The sequence below is a fragment of the Sphingobacterium sp. UBA7631 genome, assembly GCF_002483935.1.
Lineage (GTDB): Bacteria > Bacteroidota > Bacteroidia > Sphingobacteriales > Sphingobacteriaceae > Sphingobacterium > Sphingobacterium multivorum.
The window spans coordinates 182,703-201,016 of the sequence record NZ_DLIX01000003.1; the positions used below are offsets into that span (position 1 = coordinate 182,703).

An 18,314-nucleotide genomic window follows, 5' to 3' on the forward strand; every position below is an offset into this window, starting at 1 on the left:
ATACACAAAAATGCACCATTGTCTATTTATAAGATTGATTCGCTTATCTTTGTGCCAAAATTAAGTGTATATACAGTGATTGACGTAAATAATATTTCTGTTTCCTTTGGGGGAACAACTCTTTTTTCAGATGTATCCTTCTCCATCAATGAGAATGATAAGATCGCATTGATGGGTAAAAATGGCGCCGGTAAATCGACTTTATTGAAAATTATCGCTGGAGTGGGTAAACCTACTACAGGTAATGTTGCTGGTCCGAAAGATGCCATTATAGCCTATTTACCGCAACATTTGCTAACAGAGGATAACGTGACTGTTTTTGAGGAAACGTCAAAGGCTTTCGAAGAAGTCTATGGTATGCGTGATGAGTTGGAAAACCTGAATGAGCAATTAAATATCCGTACAGACTATGAGTCTGATGATTATATGCAATTGATCGAACGTGTATCCGAATTAAGCGAAAAGTTCTATTCAATTGAGGAAGTTAATTATGATGCAGAAGTTGAAAAGGTCTTGAAGGGACTCGGTTTTGAGCGTTCTGATTTTACAAGACAGACTTCTGAGTTTTCGGGTGGTTGGCGGATGCGTATCGAATTAGCTAAAATATTATTGAAGAAGCCGGATTTGATTTTATTGGATGAGCCAACCAACCACATGGATATCGAGAGTATTCAATGGCTGGAAGATTTCTTGGTCAATTCGGCTAAAGCAGTTATCGTTATTTCGCACGATAGGGCATTTGTCGACAATATCACCAATAGGACCATTGAGGTGACGATGGGACGGATTTATGATTATCGTGCCAAGTATAGTCATTACCTGGAATTACGTCAGGAGCGTCGCCAGCATCAGCTAAAAGCATATGAAGAGCAACAACGCTTTATTGCGGACAATCAGGAGTTTATTGATCGTTTCAGAGGAACCTATTCTAAAACATTGCAGGTACAATCACGTGTAAAGATGTTGGAGAAATTGGAAATCATCGAGATTGACGAAGTGGATACTTCCGCATTGCGTCTTAAGTTCCCACCATCTCCGCGTTCGGGTCAATATCCTGTTATTGTTGAGGATCTAACCAAAGCTTATGATGAACATGTTGTGTTTCAAAAAGCAAATATGGTTATCGAACGTGGTGAAAAGGTTGCTTTTGTCGGAAAGAACGGTGAGGGTAAATCTACCATGATCAAAGCAATTATGGGTGAGATCGATTTCGAAGGTACGTTAAAAGTTGGCCACAATGCAAAAATTGGCTATTTCGCACAGAATCAGGCAGCCTTACTTGATGGTGAAATGACTGTTTTTGATACCATTGATCAAATCGCAGTAGGCGATGTACGTGTTAAAATGAAAGATCTTTTGGGGGCTTTCATGTTTAGCGGCGATGATACAACTAAAAAGGTGAAAGTATTATCTGGAGGGGAGAGAACGCGTTTGGCGATGATAAAATTGTTGTTGGAACCGGTCAATGTATTGATTCTTGATGAGCCCACAAACCATTTGGATATGAAGACAAAGGACATTATCAAAGATGCTTTAAAAGATTTCGATGGTACATTGATCCTTGTTTCGCACGACCGTGACTTTTTGGATGGTTTGGCAGAGAAAGTCTTTGAATTCGGAAATAAACGTGTACGGGAGCATTTTGAAGATATTAAAGGTTTCTTGGAATACAAGAAGATGAGTAGCTTGAAAGATATTGAACGTTAGCATCTAGATAAACGTCGTGTAAAACCCGATAGGGGCTCAGTTATAAAAAGCGGCTTTTTGATATAAAAGCCGCTTTTTTGTGTTTTAAAAGAATATTAATCGAGCCTTCAAGCTTTTTTTCCTTAATCCCAAAGTGTGTGAAAGACACCTTCCCGATCAATACCATTACGCCGAGTCCAACTATTCCAAAATCGTAGTTATTCTTTTTGTCTATACTCATCGTTTAATACCATTTTTCTAAGTTGAAATTTACCATTTATGTTGATACTACGAAAGACAATTATCAGCAGATCGGTATGCGGCGATTTTCTCGCTCCAATTACTTTGCTGGTATTGAGTCTTTTGTTGTAAGCTAACAGATATTCCGTATATTGAACTTTCCTAAACATCAATTTTATTTATGATCATTGGATTAGACATTGGGACATCATCTGCGAAAGCTGTTGCATTTGACCACGCAGGTAACATCTTATCCCAGCATAGTATACCTTATCCTATAATAAACCCGTTGGAAGGGTGGTATGAGCAAGATCCGGAGATTGTTTATGGCGCATGTATTGATTCTATTATGCATGTCATGATTAGCTTAAGGCAATCTAGTGGGGAGATACCGAAACCTGTATGTATTTCGGTGAGCAGTGCTATGCACGGACTGATCGCTGTTGACTCGGCAGGACAGCCACTTAGCAATTGCATTATATGGGCAGATCGCAGAAGTGAGCATATTGCGGTTGCCTTGGAGGCAAGTGAGGCGGGCAGGTTGCTTTATCAGCAGACGGGTACACCAATACATCCCATGTCTTTGCTTTGCAAATTAATGTGGATAGGGGCCAATGATCAAAAATTATTTGCTCAATCGTACAAGTTTATCGGTATCAAAGAATTTCTTTTTTACCGGCTCTTTGGCGTGTATGTGGTCGATCATTCCATTGCATCTGCAACAGGGCTTTTCGACATACATCACCTAAGATGGTCTGATCAGGCGTTAAGCTTGGCGGGCATATCGGAAGAACAGCTAGCATCTCCAGTTCCGGTCAATTATATTTTAAATATGCCTAGCCGAGAAATTGCGGCCTTGATGCATATCCCTGAAGATACCCCTTTTGTTATAGGTGGTAGCGATGGTTGTTTGGCTAATCTCGGAGTAGGAGCTATACGTCCTGGAGTGGCTTCGGTAACTGTAGGTACCAGTGGAGCTATTCGCGTAGCAAGCTCGCAGGCAAATCAAGAAAAAAAACAAAGACTATTTACCTACCTACTGAGATCAAATGAATATATAATTGGTGGTGCGGTTAATAATGGCGGTGTATTACGCAACTGGTTTCGAGACAACTTTTTGAACGAATATACCCAAATGGAAGCAGATGGAGATCTTTCGGCGTCGTTAGATGCTTTGATCGGCTCCGTCGTTCCGGGGGCAGAGGGCTTGATATTCTTGCCCTATTTAACTGGTGAACGGGCACCACATTGGAATTCCAATGCTAAAGGTGTTTATTTTGGAATACAGTTGCATCATGGCAGGGCGCACTTTGCACGTGCCATGATGGAAGGGATGTTGTTTGCAATTTACAGTGTAGGAATCGCGTTAGAGGAGAACACCGGTCCCATTCATACGATCTTTGCAAGCGGCGGCTTGGCGCGGTCATCGTTGTTCGTGCAGATGCTTGCAGACATTTTCAATAAACCTGTATTCACCAAAAATACAGTAGAAAGCTCTGCATGGGGAGCAGCATTGATAGGCTTGGAAGCCTTGGGTATTCAGGGATGTGAGCCTACTATAAAAAACAAACAAGCGGAAGGAGAGCAAGAGACCGAGCATTATTATAAACCGAGTGCGGAGAATCACGCTGTATATATGAAAAACTTCCGGAAATTTGAACGCCTGTACCATATATTGGAAGGTGAGTTTTAAGTAAATATAAATTATTATGCCTCTAATCATCGTTATTTTGGGAGTAGCTTTACTACTTCTTTTAGTTACCGTCGTCAGGTTAAACACGATCTTTTCATTACTGATAACCTCTGTTGCGGTCGGTTTTGCTATGAATATGAGTGCCGTCGACATCCTTAAATCTGTTGAAAACGGAGTGAGTACCACTATGGGCCAGTTGGCACTATTGTTGGCTTTCGGGTCTTTACTGGGAAAATTGATGGCGGAGGGTGGTGCTGCAGAAAAGATTACAACGGTACTAACGGCTGTATTTGGCAAAAAGAACTTACCTTGGGCAATGGTTCTCACGGGCTTTTTAGTAGGAATTCCCTTATTTTACAATGTCGGTTTTATCGTCTTAGTACCATTCGTTTTCATGGTATGTGTTTCCAATAAAATGCCTTTGCTTTACATAGCCATGCCGTTGCTGGCAGCGCTGTCCGTGACACATGGTTATTTGCCACCACATCCGGGAGCTACGGCCATAGCGCTTACCTACAAAGCGGATATCGGTTTAACAATGGTCTATGGCATTGTTGTGGCAATTCCTGCCATCATTATCGGTGGACCGCTCTTTGGAAGGATGCTTAAGCGTATTCCGACCAACCCACCGACCGAGTTTTTTCCTGAACACAATCAAGCGGATAGGAAAGAGCTTCCCGGATTTGCAATTAGCATATTTACGGGGCTTTTTCCAATAATTTTAATTGCTTTTGGTTCATTTTCACATCTAATATTTCCAGAAGGCTCCTCTTGGCTGAAGGCACTACGTTTCTTGGGTGACCCGGTTGTGGCTTTAATGATTGCATCGCTAATGGCGATGTACACAATGGGTATCCGCCAAGGTAAAAGTTTGCGGGAGCAATCAGAAAGTGTGGAAGAAGCAATCCGCGGGATAATGATGATCCTTTTTATCATTGCAGCATCAGGCGCCTTTAAGCAAATTTTGGTAGACAGTGGTGTAGCGAACTACATCGCTGACCTAACCGCAGACCTGAGCTTGTCGCCTCTTGTGCTTGCATGGTTAATAGCCGGTATCATTCGCCTAGTTATCGGTTCGGCTAGTGTTGCTGGGCTCACGGCAGCGGGCATTATGCTTCCCATTGTGCAGGCAGGAAAGGTTACTCCTGAATTAATGGTGCTAGCGACGGGAGCGGGTAGTCTTATGTTCTCACACGTCAACGATCCTGGGTTTTGGATGTTTAAATCTTATTTTGGAGTGAGCATGAAGGATACGTTTCGCTCATGGACGGTGATGGAAACGCTCGTTTCTGTTGTTGGATTGATTGGCGTCTTGATTTTACATTGGCTTGGTCATTGACAGCGAATGGGAAAGTTTCCTATTGTCATACATCTTTAGTTAATACTCTTGGCTTTCTAAGCATTGCTTTTTTATAAACAACATAAACACGATCGTGTACTGTCACGGTAGCTCAACAAAATGATGATATGAAGTAATCGTAAGGATGTATAGTAATAGCTCAAACGAATATTGAATTATACAGGCCCATAATCGGTTGATTATGGGCTTTTTTTTGACGGAAACCTTTGTTTGATTTTTTTTTCTTAATATCGTGACAATGAACCAAATTTTTGTTGTTCTAAAATTATGTGGAGATTACACCGATTTTATATACTTTGCTCAATCCTGTTGGTAAGCTGCCTATCTGGGTTACCGTCTTTTGGACAATCAATTGCTTATACAGTAGACAATTTGCCCAGTCCAAAAATAAAGGGGCAGGATTATTTTGTGTCCAATCCTGATGGGATTCTATCCTCAGGTACAGTGGCTGAATTAGATGGTTTATCGACGCAGATTGAGGCTACTACAAAAAGTGAATTTGCCATCGTTGTTGTGAACGATTACGTTGGCGACAGTGATTTCGAATTTGCTTTAAAATTATTCAATGCCTGGGGGATCGGTAAGAAGGAAAGTAACAATGGGCTTTTGTTGTTTATTGCTAAAGACCGCCATGAATACCGTTTTATCACTGGGTATGGTATGGAAAGTATTTTGCCCGACGCTTATTTAAAGCGCATTGGCGAAAAATATCTCGTACCTAATTTTAGGAATGAGGATTACGACCGGGGTGTTATGGAGGCTTCAGAATTTATAAAGACCATTCTCACCTCACCGGATAGTAAAGCCGAGCTGGAGCGCTTAATGCCAGAGGCAACACCTGTCTGGAGCTTTAAAAGTCCAATCCTGCAAAATTCACTGTTGGTTTTAGGTTTGTTTGCAATCTGTTATATCTGGTTGGGTGAAGTGACCCGAGCGATCAAAGGGAAGTTGACCAAAAAAAGTAAATATTTCCCGCCTTTAGTCAGTGGATGCGGCTGTATTGGGATAGTAATGTTTATCTCGGTGTTTATCTGTGCATTTGCCCTCAATAATTTTGAGGAGGTCTATCAGTGGAAAAATTTACCTTATTTTATTGGTGTTTTTGGTAGTATTACCTTGGCGATGAAGTATAATGCAAGTCGTACGCAGATTGTCAATTCTTATCAGGACGAAGAAAATATACAAAAAGCTTTGCGCAAATTTCGTGTCTGGGGCTTATTTCCGCTATTGCTGAGTCCATTGGCGCTATTTGATCTCATTGGATTAAATAAACGCATTCGGAAGAATCAACTTCGATTGGCTCCTCCAGATCAATCTGGACGTTGGTTGCGCATGAATAAGGATGATGTGTCTACCCGAGAAAGTGCATACCTGGATAAGGGGCAGCTTTTGGAGGAAAAAATCGGTAGTCGTTCGTACGAAATATGGATAGATCAGACGACCAATGAAACAAAGCTGGTTCCCTGGGATGAAAATGTTGGGTTCATTGATTGTCCTGCATGTCATTACAGAACTTTTGAGACCGGGCGTACCAAGACGATACGTGCAGCAACGTATAGTTCGCAGGGATTGGAAGAACGCTTTGACTTATGCAAGAACTGTGGCCATCGGGTATCCCATGGTGAACATTCAACTCCAGTTAAAGTGCGCTCAACATCGAGTAGCTCTGGCGGAGGATCGAGTAGTAGTAGCGGAGGTGGTGGTAGTTTTGGTGGCGGATCTTCTGGTGGCGGTGGTGCAGGCGGAAGATGGTAATCCGTAATTTAGGGCAAAAAAAAAGGTTTCCAAACGGGGAGAATGAAAACCTTAAATAACCAATTATAAACCTAAATTATGATGACACAAATATAGTGTATTTATTACACTATGCAAACTTTTTTTAAAAAAAATAAAAAATAAGTTACAGCTAACGCTATATGATTTCTGTTTATAAATTGAAACCAAAATTTCAGCAGTTGCTGATGCCGATCTTGAATTTTTTGCATCACAGGAAGATAACGGCCAATCAAATTACAATTGGATCGATCGTATTCTCGTTGATCATTGCTTTGTTTTTTTGGTATGCTGATCGTTTCCCGATTTTCTTTTTGGTCCTGCCAATCGGATTGTTATTACGCATGGCCTTGAATGCCTTAGATGGTATGATGGCGAGGCTTTTTAATCAGACCAGCAAGACCGGAGAGGTTTTGAACGAAGTCGGAGATATTGTTTCGGATGTCGTGCTATTTTTTCCTTTGTTGAAGTTTCATCCGGAAAGCGTGTATACAATCGTCGCTTTTATTGTCTTGAGTGTTGTGAATGAATTTTGTGGATTGATAGGGAAGGTAATTGCCAATGATCGTCGTTACGATGGGCCGATGGGCAAAAGTGATCGTGCTTTGCTGTTGGGCGTATATGGAATTTTAGCATTATTGCATATTTCTATCGTTGCTTTTTCGGGCTATATTTTTGGCGTTTTGTGCTTACTCTTACTTTTGAGTTCGGTAACTCGATTGAGAAAGGCTTTGGCGCATGGCTGATGCCAATGGCAAATTCGCAGATGTTCCTGTTCGCGTTAGAAGTTGGGGATACATTGTCTTGGTGCTGGCGGTTGCCTTCGTCCCACCAACATTATCACCTTTGTTTGTTGCCTGGATAACCTTTCAAGGGATGTGCGAGTTTGCGCGTATGTTTATCCCTGAATGGAAGGCGAATCCATTCGTATTTCTTTCCATGGCAATGTTGCAAGCGTTGCTCCTTTACTTTTGTTCCTATCAAGAATATTTAGTGTTGGCCAGCTTCATGTGTTTGGGGACTGCTTTATTTTTCAACTATGGTTTAAAGGTTAAGAAGGGAGCTGTATTTGGACTGTTTTTTGGAGCAGTAGCTTGTTTGCTTGCCTTTAGCCATTTAGCTTTTATCCGATCCATAAAAATGGATAACAACGTAATGGTGGGATTAAAATTAATTGGTTACATTGTTGTGCTAACGGAGCTGAATGACGTCTTTCAATACCTGATGGGCAAGTTTTTCGGCAAACGTAAAATCGTTCCGCGTATTAGCCCAAATAAGACAATTGCTGGATGTGTGGGCGGTATCGGCTTAACAATTATACTGAGTAATTTATTGGGGTATTTCCTACTGCCTTTTCAGAATTTTCTATACTTTTCGTTGTTCGGTTTGTTCTTCGGTATTTTGGGATTCTGGGGAGATGTTCTTTTTTCCTATCTGAAAAGGAAGGCAGGAGTGAAAGATACTGGAACATTGATTCCCGGGCATGGTGGCTTATTGGACCGTATCGATAGTCTGATCTTCAATGCGCCACTGTTTTATGCTCTGATTATCCTGTTGTTGGGGAATTAATAAAATTTGACGAATGTAGTAGAGAGAAGGTTAATTAAAATTTCAATGTGATGGCTTATCAACGTGCTGTTTTATTTTCAGGGGGTGGAACGCGGTTCAGTCTATATCTGGGCATGTACGCTGCGTTAGATGAGCTGGGCTTAAAACCAGATCTGCTTATAGCGAGCTGCGGAGGTTCAATGGCAGTCGCTGTTATACAGGCCTTTGCTACACATGAAGCCCGCAAGTGCTATCTACAATCTGAAGAACTTTATCGATTTTTCTTGCATCATCGGCTCACTGAACAGCGTCGTTTGGGGAAGCTGGGCGTGTATGTTTTGAAAAAACAGCTGAACAAAAAACGGGCGCCCTTTATCGAGGATGTCTTTAGTCGCTATCTCGTAGATATGGAACAGGATCTTTCCTTACTATTGCCTACCTTGGATAGACCATTCTCGGCAGCAATACCGGCACTGGTGGTCGGCGCTAAAATGCTGTTCAGCCCGTCTGAAGTAGGGCAGCGGCGTGGAGATCGGAAACTCTATCAAAAAATGCTGATGGGAACTAAGGATGTATTGGCCAATGTGCCTGTTGAGGCAATAGGCATTGCGGATGAGAATTATGTGCACAGTGCAGTGGCTGAAGAAGTTCGTTTGAGCGCTGAATTTTCTGTGCTACAGGCGGCCCGTATTTCAATGTCCGATATGTTTTATATTGAACCTGTATGTTCCAATAATACTCATTACGCTGGTGGAGCAATTGATCTCGTTCCAATGGAGCTAGCAAATGTGCTTGTTGAAAACATTATATGTGAGCGAAAACAACCTTACAAACCACAAGAAGAAGCGTTGGTACGGGCAGTATTGGGCTTTAGTGGAAATAAACGGTTAGCAGATTTGGAACAACATTTTCCGTATGCACATTGGATAGATACACAGGATGCCGCGAAACAATTAGCTGGGAAATACTGTAAAAAAGGAATTGATTGGCGTAAATTTGAAGTTACGCTTTCTTTCCCGAGAGATCTGGAAGAATTTGCTGAAGCGATGGAAGCGCAATGGAGTTATGGTTATCAGGTGACTTTAAATTCGTTTAAGAAGTAATTGGATGAAAGTATTTATTGCCGGTGGTACAAGTGGAATAGGCCTTGCTTTGGCCAAGCGTTATCTTGATCAAGGAGCAGAGGTAGCGGTATGTGGACGTGATCTGCCGAAAATGTCAGCATATTCCTGGACGCATAGCCTTAAAAGTTTTGAAGTAGACGTATGTCAATTAAACAGTCTGCAGGATGCGGTCAGCACATTTTGTGCACATTCATCTTTGGACCTCTTTATCAATTGTACCGGGAGTTACGCAGATGACGTTGCTCAACAGATAAGTTATCAGGAGGCGGTTGCCATGCTACAGGTGAATATGATGGGTACGATAAATTGTTTCGAAGCGGCAAGAATGGTTATGCAGGGTCAGTCGGAAGGACAGATTGCAATCGTCGCATCGGTATCGGGAACGCTTCATTTTCCCAATTCAAGCCTATATAGTAAGACCAAGCGTGCTGCAATCCAAGTGGCTGATGCATATCGGAGGGCACTCCAGCCGTATGGAATTGCGGTTACTGTTATCGCCCCGGGCTATGTTGATACGGATAAACTGAGAGCGCTCAATAAGCAAGATTTGTCTAAAAAGCCATTTTTAATCCCCGTAGGCGATGCGGCACAGCGTATAATGGCAGCTATCGAACAGAAGAAGAAGCAAGTAGTGTTTCCGAAGCGTATGAAGTGGTTAATGGCATCGCTGGGACTACTTCCAAATATCGTATTGAATAAAATTATGTCGAGGAAGGCCAAATGGATGAAAAACGACTGAAAAATGGGGGACTGCAATTTGCTGTTTTCCTTTATTGTGCGCTATTTTTCCAGGTGACTTATTCTGCTGCTGCGGTCCATGCTGCAAATCAGACTACTGTATCTTCGTTTGTGTTTCCTTTTGAACACTTTATGCCGTTCGTTTCTTGGATGATTATCCCCTACATGAGCAGTGGTTTGTTCTTCGCTGTGGTTCCTTTCTGTTGTCGAAGTCGAGAAGAGCTTTGGGTCTATACGAAGCGTTTCAGTTTCATTACCATCTTCTCTATTTGTTGTTTTTTTATTTTTCCCTTGCGATTTTCTTTTGATAGGCCTAGCGTTGAGCATTCAGTTTTTGAATTTTTCTTCGCCTTTTTAGGGAAGTACGATTCCCCATTTAATCAAGCACCTTCGTTGCATGTGGCCTATGCATGTCTGTTTTGGTCGGTGCTCGGTAAGCAGCTAAAAGGCTGGAAACGCTGGGTAGTGGGAATTTGGCTACTACTCATGGGCATTGCTACACTCACCGTTTATCAGCACCATCTGGTGGATGTGCTGACCGCATTGATTTTGGTTCATATGGGATTCGTTCTATTCCCATCTCCATCGGGACTGCTTCATGACAGTGCATTATCTATGTTAAAGGCTGGGAATTTTCCCTTTTTGGCTGGTACCGAAAAGGCAAATTTATACGAAAAGACGAAATTAGACCTCGAAACGGAGATTTGTCGTAGAAACCAAAGAATTGGTAACGTTTACTATGCCATTGGCTGGAGTTTATTGTTACTGGCATTGTGGGGCGGAGCTCATGCTTTTGGATTATATCTTCTGTGTTGGCCATCCCTGGTCTGCATTGCGGTAGGAAGGAATTATGTTATCAATAATCCAAGGTTTTTAAAAAATGAAAAAGGTTGGATACCTAGATTTAAAAAATGGTTTTATTGTCCATATCAATGCATATATTGGTTACTGTGGCGTTTTGTCAGACGCAGCAATAATCCGCCTTTATTTGAAATTTTACCAGGTTGTTATGTGGGGCCGAGGATGACTGCAGGAGATCTCCGTGTGCTTGGTCTGAATAAGCATCTGGTTGTTTTTGATCTGGCTGCTGAATTGGAAGAAATACCTATTCTACATTTAGAGAAAAACTATCATTCGTTTCCATTGTTGGATATAGCAGCAATTAAATTGTCGGATGCCGAAAGGATATTGGCAGCGCTCGTAATCAGTTATCAACAATTGAAGCGAGGTGAAAATATGATTATACATTGTACAATGGGTTACAGCAGGAGTATGATTTTTGCTGTTCTATTGTCACAAAAAATATTATCTTTAGATTTAACGGATGCTATAGATCGGGTTAAATCTCATAATAAGCATTTTGTATTGCATAGACATGCACTTGAGTTGATGGAGGTGCTGGTCGAGAGAAATAGCTAGACGGTCCTTTGCATGATCTTTGTTATGAAATATACTATTTGATATTAGTACGTAAAAATTATACATGAAATCAGGTTACTTCAAGAGTTTTGATCAAGGAGAGTTATTATATCGCGTTTGGAATTATCAGGCCGGACAGCGGGCATTGGTCGTACTGCACCGGGGGCATGAGCATTCGGAACGTCTGCAGGAGATGGCTACGGATCCACAGTTTGCCGATCACTCCATCTTTGCATTTGATTTGCGCGGACATGGTTATACGAAAGAACCAGTTTCACCGATCTTTATGGATTATGTGCGTGATTTGGATAGTTTCTTTCATTATATAGGCCGTGAATATTTGGTTGATTCGAAAGACATCTTCGTTATCGCCAATAGTATTGCGGGGGTTGTTGTCAGTGCGTGGGTACACGATTTTGCGCCTAAAGTCGCAGGTATTGCATTGTTGGCACCTGCATTTGAAATTAAATTATATGTGCCCCTAGCCAATCGGATGATTGCTTTGGGAACAAAGCTAAAAAAAGATCTGATTATCCAGAGTTACGTCAAATCCAAGGTGTTGACTCACGATATCGATCAGCAGAAGGCTTACGATGCTGATCCGTTGATTTCCAAATCTATCAATGGCGCTTTGTTGGTTGATCTATTAAAAGCCGGCGAGCGTATCGTTGAAGACGCAGCGGCGATTGATATCCCAGTAATTGTCCTTTCTGCTGAAAAAGATTATGTGGTCAAAAATTCGGTGCAGAAAAAATTCTTTGTGACAATAGCTTCAAAGTTGAAGACTTTTATCACTTTACGTAATTTCTACCACGGGATTCTATTTGAAACAAATCGGCAGAAAGTTTATCACTATCTGCGAAATTTTATCGACAAAGCCTATGCCCGACAAAGTCCTGAACTGACGCTCGAACCCGATGATTTTTCGGTGAAAGAGTATGAACAATTATACCATAAATTACTTCCTGCAGGTGAAAAATTGAACTATGCTGTCCAGAAATGGGCATTGGGCAAAATAGGTTCCTTAAGTAAAGGAATGAATTTAGGCCTGCAGTTTGGATTTGATTCGGGGATATCGCTGGACTACGTCTATCGCAATGAATCGCAGGGTAAAAATCGGTTCGGTCGTATCCTCGACCGAGGTTATCTGGAGGCGATTGGATGGAAAGGAATTCGCATTCGAAAACAGCACTTATTACAGTTATTGGAAGAGAATATCGCGAAGGTCAAAGCTGCTGGAAAGACCGTGAAGATATTGGATATTGCAGGTGGCACCGGCAATTACTTATTTGATATCAAAGCGAAATATCCCGAAGCCGAAATCGTGATTAATGAATTCCTGTTGTCCAATATTGAGGTGGGAGAGAGGATTATCCGTAGAAATGGATTGCAGGGGATACGATTTACCAATTACGATTGTTTTGATCCAGCTACCTATTCCAAACTGGAATTCGAGCCTAATATTGTTATTATCTCAGGTATTTTTGAACTTTTTGGTGACAATGAAATGGCAAGTAGGGCTGTAAAAGGCGCAATTTCGATTTGCGAATCAAGCAGTCATTTGGTTTATACTGGACAGCCATGGCATCCACAGTTAAAGATGATTGCTTACGTGTTAAACAGTCATCAGAAAAAGGACTGGGTGATGCGTCGTCGTTCGCAGAAAGAATTAGATCGTCTGATGGCGTACAATGGAGTTGTTAAGGAACGTATGCTGATCGATGACTTTGGCATATTTACGGTGTCTTCAGGGACGGTAAATGGGTAGCCATTCCGCTATTCTTAGCAGTGAAAAGTTATGTCTTTGTTTAGGGTAATGATTATTCCAGCTGACGCTTCCAATTACGTCAGCTGGAATAATCAGGACGAATATTAATTCCTATAAGCACGGATAGCTTGTATGATGCCCTCCAGGTTTTCGTTAAAGTCCTGCATTTGTGCAAAGACCTTATCATCTTTGGCAAGTCCACCATGTTTATTGTTCTTGCGGAATATTTCTTTGATGTGTTCCCACCGTTCTTGTTCCACTGTATTGATTAATCCAGCAAGTTCTTTCAATTTTAAAAGATTACTTTCCGTATCGGCAGTAAGGGTTTGTGACTCACTTTCATAATGTGCGAGGAGAACTTGATCGATTTCCTGTTCGTTCATCATCGGCACAACTTGGGCGACGAGCTTACTCATATTCCGATAAGACCCTTGCAGTTTGAACGGCGGTTCTGTTCGGTAATTGTCCTGCATGGCCGCACTTTGAATATAATTTTGATTGACCTTGATGACAACGTTTCTGATCTTTAATACATGTTTTAATACTGTGATAAAATCATCGATATCTTGCTTCAGGTAATTGCCTTCTAAATCGGGAAGTTGATCTACAACCGATTGTGCATAGTTCACTAAAGCATAGAAATCGTTGAAAGATTTGCTTGCTATTTTTTCAAGGTAGCTGTTTTCAATTGCCGCATTTTCAATTAAGCTGAGATTGAAAAGTGCTTCGGTATCACCGATCACATCCCCAAGATTGTATACATCCGCACGGTTGGCCAACATATCTGGAATCTGAAATTTGGACCCACTTTCGGTGTAAGGGTTTCCTGCCATTACGATGCAGAATCTTTTCCCACGCAAATCGTATGTTTTACTCTCACCTTCAAAAATACCGTCGATCTTACGTTGCCCATCAGCCAATGAAATGAATTTCTGAAGGAATTCGGGATTCAAATGTTGGATATCATCGAGGTAAAGCATCACATTATCGGCCATTTCGAAAGCAAGATTGATCTTCTTAAGTTCCTCACGTTCACCAGAGGTTTTCGCTTCCACAGGATCTATTGAAGTAATGGAATGCCCTATTGTAGGTCCGTTGATTTTTACAAAATGTAATCCCATGGTTTTCGCGAGGTATTCCATTAATGTTGTCTTTCCGTAACCTGGCGGAGAAATGAGGAGAAGCATACCCATCCTGGCGGTACGTTTATTGTCGCCAGCTGCCCCCAGCTGTTTGGCCAAATTATTTCCGATCAATGGGAAGTAAACTTCGTTGATCAACTTATTTCGGACAAAAGATGTTAGGACTTTTGGTTCAAATTCTCCGATTTTCAGCTCCTTGGCGTATGTTTTTCCAAGCTGCTCCTTCAAAGAAGCGAATTCTTGAAAACGAGGAACATTCCATTCTGCAAAAGTCTTCAATCTACGCAGAAATTGATGGTATTGAATTTGCTCTTCTCCATTGTTCAAGATCACGTGATTTCCCTTTAATCCCTGGATGAGTGCATTGTCTTTGGCGATGATCAATTGGTATTCATCCTTCGGATAAAGAAGCGTGACTGCAGTTTCCTCCACGTACTTTTGGAAAGCCTGGTAATCGTCGTTCTCGTCGATAAAAGAATTTAGCCAATTTAAGGTCAAATAGAAGCGGTCTACGAGACTAAATTGTGTATGCTGAATATCTGCTTCAAAGAGTTTAAAACTCTTCTTGTTTTCCAATAGCCTGATGAAAGCCTTTTTAAGTTCATCCGATTGCTCACTGACGACAAACTTGCTGTAGCTTGTGAAAGTCTGGAAGAGATAGCTCGCGACGTCCTCCGCATGAAATGTCGAACGATCCAAATGGGTGTCCCAATTGATGAATAATTTTGTGAGTTCGTCCACGACAGATTGGTAGCGTGTGGAATTTGGAAATGCTTTTAATACCGAATGTGTAGATTGAATCAACGCTTTCTGTTTTTCCTGCTCGTCTTGCGCAAGTGAATGCCAAAACAATTGTGCCATAGCACGCAAATGAGCATCGTAACGTAAAAGATCAAGTTTGCTATCTAGCTGCTTGATGGTATCATAGATTACCAAGGCATCAAAGTTATGCACTCCTTTGACATAACCTTCCGAATAACTTTGCTCGACAGTCTGATTGATAAACAGGTTGGCATCAAAATCTAACTGTCCTTTGGAAGCAAGGAATGTTTTATAGGCGAGATATTCAGCCCGGTATACGTCCTTGTTTTCGGAAATCAGTTCCTGATCCCAAATATCGCTAAAGTTTTCGATCTCGGATCCTTTGACTTTTTGATAGAAGCTCGTTCCGGTAAGATGGAAGAATAGTTCGTCATTTTTGCGTACGAGTGTTAAACTGAGTGACTGACTATTGACGGCAAATTTATGCTTGCCAAGCGCAATAATGTTCTCTCCATCTACAAAAAGATCATTCTTGTCACGTAAAATGCGTAATGCATCCTCCTGAGATTTTTTGAGCAGGTTTTCAAGATTTTCGGCTTTTGAAACATCACTGAGCGTTTTCAGCTCTTGCACAAGCTGTCTGATTTTGTCAATCATCAAATCTGAAGCAAAGAAACTTAGGATTTCCTCACGCGTTGCAAATGTCTTTGATTTGTTTTCGATATTCTTTAATACGCGAAGTCCAATTTGCTCGAGTGAAGAGCTACGTTTGTTGATCTGTTCAACGATTTGCTCTCTGCGGGAATTAAATGCTTTGATGATCTCATCGCGTTTATCTGCTATTTTCAGGGCGAAGTCCTCAAATTCTGAAAACTTACTTTCGAGTTCTTCCAGTTGAACAATGACCTTGGTATAATACTCGTCTACTTTTTCAGTTGTCGTAGAGAGTTCAAGATAATTGGTGACAGACTGTTCCAGTAGCGTAAGTTGGGCGGAAAATTCTGCAATGGCTTCCGTACTTTTTAATGAATTGAGTTTACGCGTAAGCTGCGCCCGGACCTCATTCAAGGACGAGAAAATAACGGCTATCTTCTCGATGATTTTGGTGGTTTGGGTGGAGTCGTCAATTTTTAAACTGTTTAGAATATCGATCAACAGCTCCAATTCACTCGATATAGCCGAATTGGCTTCCTCAATCGCTTTGGCGTCATAGACTTTGACAATTGCAGCAACATTGTTTTTCTGCTGCTCCACTTTCTGCTCATAGGGTTGTAAAGCCTCGTCGCGGAGCAAGAAAGCAATTGTCTTTTCGGCAAGTTCGGTGGTGATTGACTGCAGCTTCTCGAGTAAAGCATCGATACGGACTATATCAATATATCTGACATTTTTGAGGTCAATGATTTCGCCCTGTAAACGTCGTGAATCTGCCAGTTGATGAACAAGTTGGTCAAGCTTTTCGACTACAGTACTATTGATGGAAAAGGTAAGCTCTTCCATTTTCTTCTCGGCAGTGCTATTGAGCTCTGTAGCGTATTTACGTTGGGCTTGGACCTTAACAAATTCGTCAATTGCCGTATTAGCGACCTCCTTGATCTGAGCTAATGGCTGACCAAGGTTGGACAAGGCTTCATCCTTTATCCAAAAATAAGAGTCAAGAAGGACAGTCGATTTTTTGAGTATATCCTCGTAAAGGCCTTCATAACTATCTTCTTTGTTGATGAGCTGTATGACTTCTTGTGCTTCGGCCATGGCCTGTACGATCTGTTTATTACCAACCTTATAAAGCGGGTCGTCTTTTTTTAACTCATTTTCTTTGAGCACGGCCATGTAAGGGGTTTCCCAGATCTGAACCTGATGATGCCTTGTTGCTTCGGCCTCTGTATGGAAGTAAATTAAACTACCGTCTTTAAAAAGTGTGAATCCATTGCAGATGATCGGCGTTTCGACATGCTGCTGAATGATGTTATAAGACAGTAAGATGTAGGTATTCGTTTCCTCCTGACAAAAGATATAGAGGAAGTCTTCACCGTTTGGTGATGCGATGCGTCTAAGGAAACTAACCCGGTCAAACTGGACGTCAAAGATTTTATGGGTGCCATTCTGCAGGTAGTATCCGTTAGAAAAAATGATTCCTTGATTATCGGGTAGTAAAATGGCTGATTCATTAAGGGATTTAAGATTCACCACTTCTTTTGTCCGTTGATTAAAGACAAATGCACGGAAATCTTCTTGATACGGTTTGATGCGAACGGCAATCAAATTGCCAAGGTCTGCATAGTAGTAATCCGCATCATCCAATTGTTGGTCGGCGTTTGAAACTTTTTCGGAGAAGATTCCTTTCCCTGTATCGGTGTTATTTTCAATTTTGAAAGTAATATCGCCATTGATCGCTTCTATAAAGATCTTGTCCTTAATGGATATGTGTGGGTGTTTTCCGAGGCGACGGTCTTCCAAGGTTGTTTTTGTCCATTCAAATTCAAATTGGTTGGGTAATTTGACTTCATGGATGCTGCGGTCGTCCTGATATTGGAGCTTTCCGTCTTTAATCAACCACTTGAATGCCTTCAGGTCAGCAGGATTTTTGCTGGTCTGAAAGATCATATAAAGATAGTTTTCCGTACGTCGAAACTTGGAAAAGATCGAGTCGCGATAGTATTTGTATAAATTTTGGTAATCGCCAATGAAATTAGGATCATTGATCAGATCGAGTGATTGTGGGATAAACTGATTGTTTTCGAATGTATATACACTGAAAACATCTTCGAGTTTAATTTCGGTGCGTAACCCAAAATGGACATTATAACCAAATATACATAGCTTGTCCAGGGCTAAAATACCACGAGCAACACAGTTATTTTCTGTGGTGATCCGTTGATTGGCCCTGAGTATAAAACTTGTCGCATTAAATATTTCCTTGCGGGCATTATTTAGTTGTTGGAGTTTGATAGTAAGCTCTTCTTTTTGTGTAAGAAGCCGCTTCCGAATAATCTCGTATGCACCTTGATCAAGGGAGTCGTTCTGATTTATTACGTTTTCTTCTGGCATAAAATGAGCTTTCTCG

Annotated in this window: 12 protein-coding genes; 10 read left to right on the forward strand and 2 right to left on the reverse strand. The window is 41.3% G+C overall.

Features of this window, described 5'->3' with window-relative positions; all coding sequences use genetic code 11:
- Window positions 1-75 precede the first annotated feature (75 nt).
- Window positions 76-1,707 carry an ABC-F family ATP-binding cassette domain-containing protein gene (locus B3P16_RS04005; RefSeq protein ID WP_046674822.1) on the forward strand — a complete coding sequence of 544 codons (1,632 nt, stop codon included), beginning with the start codon at window positions 76-78 and terminating at the stop codon, window positions 1,705-1,707.
- 40 nt (window positions 1,708-1,747) lie between these two features.
- Here the strand turns inward: B3P16_RS04005 and B3P16_RS04010 are convergent, their stop codons facing one another.
- Complete coding sequence (locus B3P16_RS04010; RefSeq protein WP_070561606.1) at window positions 1,748-1,927, reverse strand: hypothetical protein; 180 nt, start codon at window positions 1,925-1,927, stop codon at window positions 1,748-1,750.
- Window positions 1,928-2,107: 180 nt separating this feature from the next.
- Here B3P16_RS04010 and B3P16_RS04015 point away from each other — a divergent pair, with 180 nt between their 5' ends.
- From B3P16_RS04015 to B3P16_RS04055, 9 genes are all read left to right on the forward strand, one after another.
- Window positions 2,108-3,619: a gluconokinase gene (locus B3P16_RS04015; RefSeq protein WP_115046996.1), complete on the forward strand. Its 1,512-nt coding sequence runs from the start codon at window positions 2,108-2,110 to the stop codon at window positions 3,617-3,619.
- Between the two features lie 16 nt (window positions 3,620-3,635).
- Window positions 3,636-4,958, forward strand: coding sequence for a gluconate:H+ symporter (locus tag B3P16_RS04020; RefSeq protein WP_286841516.1), 1,323 nt, complete (start codon window positions 3,636-3,638; stop codon window positions 4,956-4,958).
- Between the two features lie 288 nt (window positions 4,959-5,246).
- A complete protein-coding gene (locus B3P16_RS04025) occupies window positions 5,247-6,734 on the forward strand; it encodes a TPM domain-containing protein (protein ID WP_286841517.1) in 1,488 nt (495 codons plus the stop codon).
- Between the two features lie 179 nt (window positions 6,735-6,913).
- Window positions 6,914-7,498, forward strand: a complete 585-nt coding sequence (locus B3P16_RS04030; RefSeq protein WP_286767400.1) for a CDP-alcohol phosphatidyltransferase family protein — start codon at window positions 6,914-6,916, stop codon at window positions 7,496-7,498.
- Entirely contained in the window at window positions 7,491-8,321 is an 831-nt protein-coding gene (locus B3P16_RS04035) for a phosphatidate cytidylyltransferase (RefSeq protein WP_286841518.1), read from the forward strand. Before B3P16_RS04030 ends, B3P16_RS04035 begins: the two co-directional genes overlap by 8 nt.
- A gap of 50 nt (window positions 8,322-8,371) precedes the next feature.
- Window positions 8,372-9,403, forward strand: a complete 1,032-nt coding sequence (locus tag B3P16_RS04040; protein ID WP_286841519.1) for a patatin-like phospholipase family protein — start codon at window positions 8,372-8,374, stop codon at window positions 9,401-9,403.
- 4 nt (window positions 9,404-9,407) lie between these two features.
- Window positions 9,408-10,163: an SDR family NAD(P)-dependent oxidoreductase gene (locus B3P16_RS04045; RefSeq protein WP_115047003.1), complete on the forward strand. Its 756-nt coding sequence runs from the start codon at window positions 9,408-9,410 to the stop codon at window positions 10,161-10,163.
- On the forward strand, window positions 10,145-11,581 hold the full coding sequence (locus tag B3P16_RS04050; RefSeq protein ID WP_286709456.1) for a phosphatase PAP2 family protein: 1,437 nt from the start codon (window positions 10,145-10,147) through the stop codon (window positions 11,579-11,581). The genes B3P16_RS04045 and B3P16_RS04050 overlap by 19 nt, the downstream gene beginning before the upstream one ends.
- A gap of 64 nt (window positions 11,582-11,645) precedes the next feature.
- Complete coding sequence (locus B3P16_RS04055) at window positions 11,646-13,349, forward strand: bifunctional alpha/beta hydrolase/class I SAM-dependent methyltransferase (protein WP_070561591.1); 1,704 nt, start codon at window positions 11,646-11,648, stop codon at window positions 13,347-13,349.
- 104 nt (window positions 13,350-13,453) lie between these two features.
- Here B3P16_RS04055 and B3P16_RS04060 read toward each other — a convergent pair whose 3' ends face one another.
- Window positions 13,454-18,298: a DNA repair ATPase gene (locus B3P16_RS04060; protein WP_286841520.1), complete on the reverse strand. Its 4,845-nt coding sequence runs from the start codon at window positions 18,296-18,298 to the stop codon at window positions 13,454-13,456.
- Window positions 18,299-18,314 lie beyond the last annotated feature (16 nt).

Bases quoted from the DNA above. Each gene is read 5' to 3' on its own strand.
- B3P16_RS04010 (WP_070561606.1), bottom strand. From the start codon at position 1,927: ATGAGTATAGACAAAAAGAATAACTACGATTTTGGAATAGTTGGACTC.
- B3P16_RS04060 (WP_286841520.1), bottom strand. From the start codon at position 18,298: ATGCCAGAAGAAAACGTAATAAATCAGAACGACTCCCTTGATCAAGGT.
- B3P16_RS04040 (WP_286841519.1), top strand. From the start codon at position 8,372: ATGGCTTATCAACGTGCTGTTTTATTTTCAGGGGGTGGAACGCGGTTC.
- B3P16_RS04050 (WP_286709456.1), top strand. From the start codon at position 10,145: ATGGATGAAAAACGACTGAAAAATGGGGGACTGCAATTTGCTGTTTTC.
- B3P16_RS04035 (WP_286841518.1), top strand. From the start codon at position 7,491: ATGGCTGATGCCAATGGCAAATTCGCAGATGTTCCTGTTCGCGTTAGA.
- B3P16_RS04020 (WP_286841516.1), top strand. From the start codon at position 3,636: ATGCCTCTAATCATCGTTATTTTGGGAGTAGCTTTACTACTTCTTTTA.
- B3P16_RS04025 (WP_286841517.1), top strand. From the start codon at position 5,247: ATGTGGAGATTACACCGATTTTATATACTTTGCTCAATCCTGTTGGTA.
- B3P16_RS04045 (WP_115047003.1), top strand. From the start codon at position 9,408: ATGAAAGTATTTATTGCCGGTGGTACAAGTGGAATAGGCCTTGCTTTG.
- B3P16_RS04055 (WP_070561591.1), top strand. From the start codon at position 11,646: ATGAAATCAGGTTACTTCAAGAGTTTTGATCAAGGAGAGTTATTATAT.
- B3P16_RS04015 (WP_115046996.1), top strand. From the start codon at position 2,108: ATGATCATTGGATTAGACATTGGGACATCATCTGCGAAAGCTGTTGCA.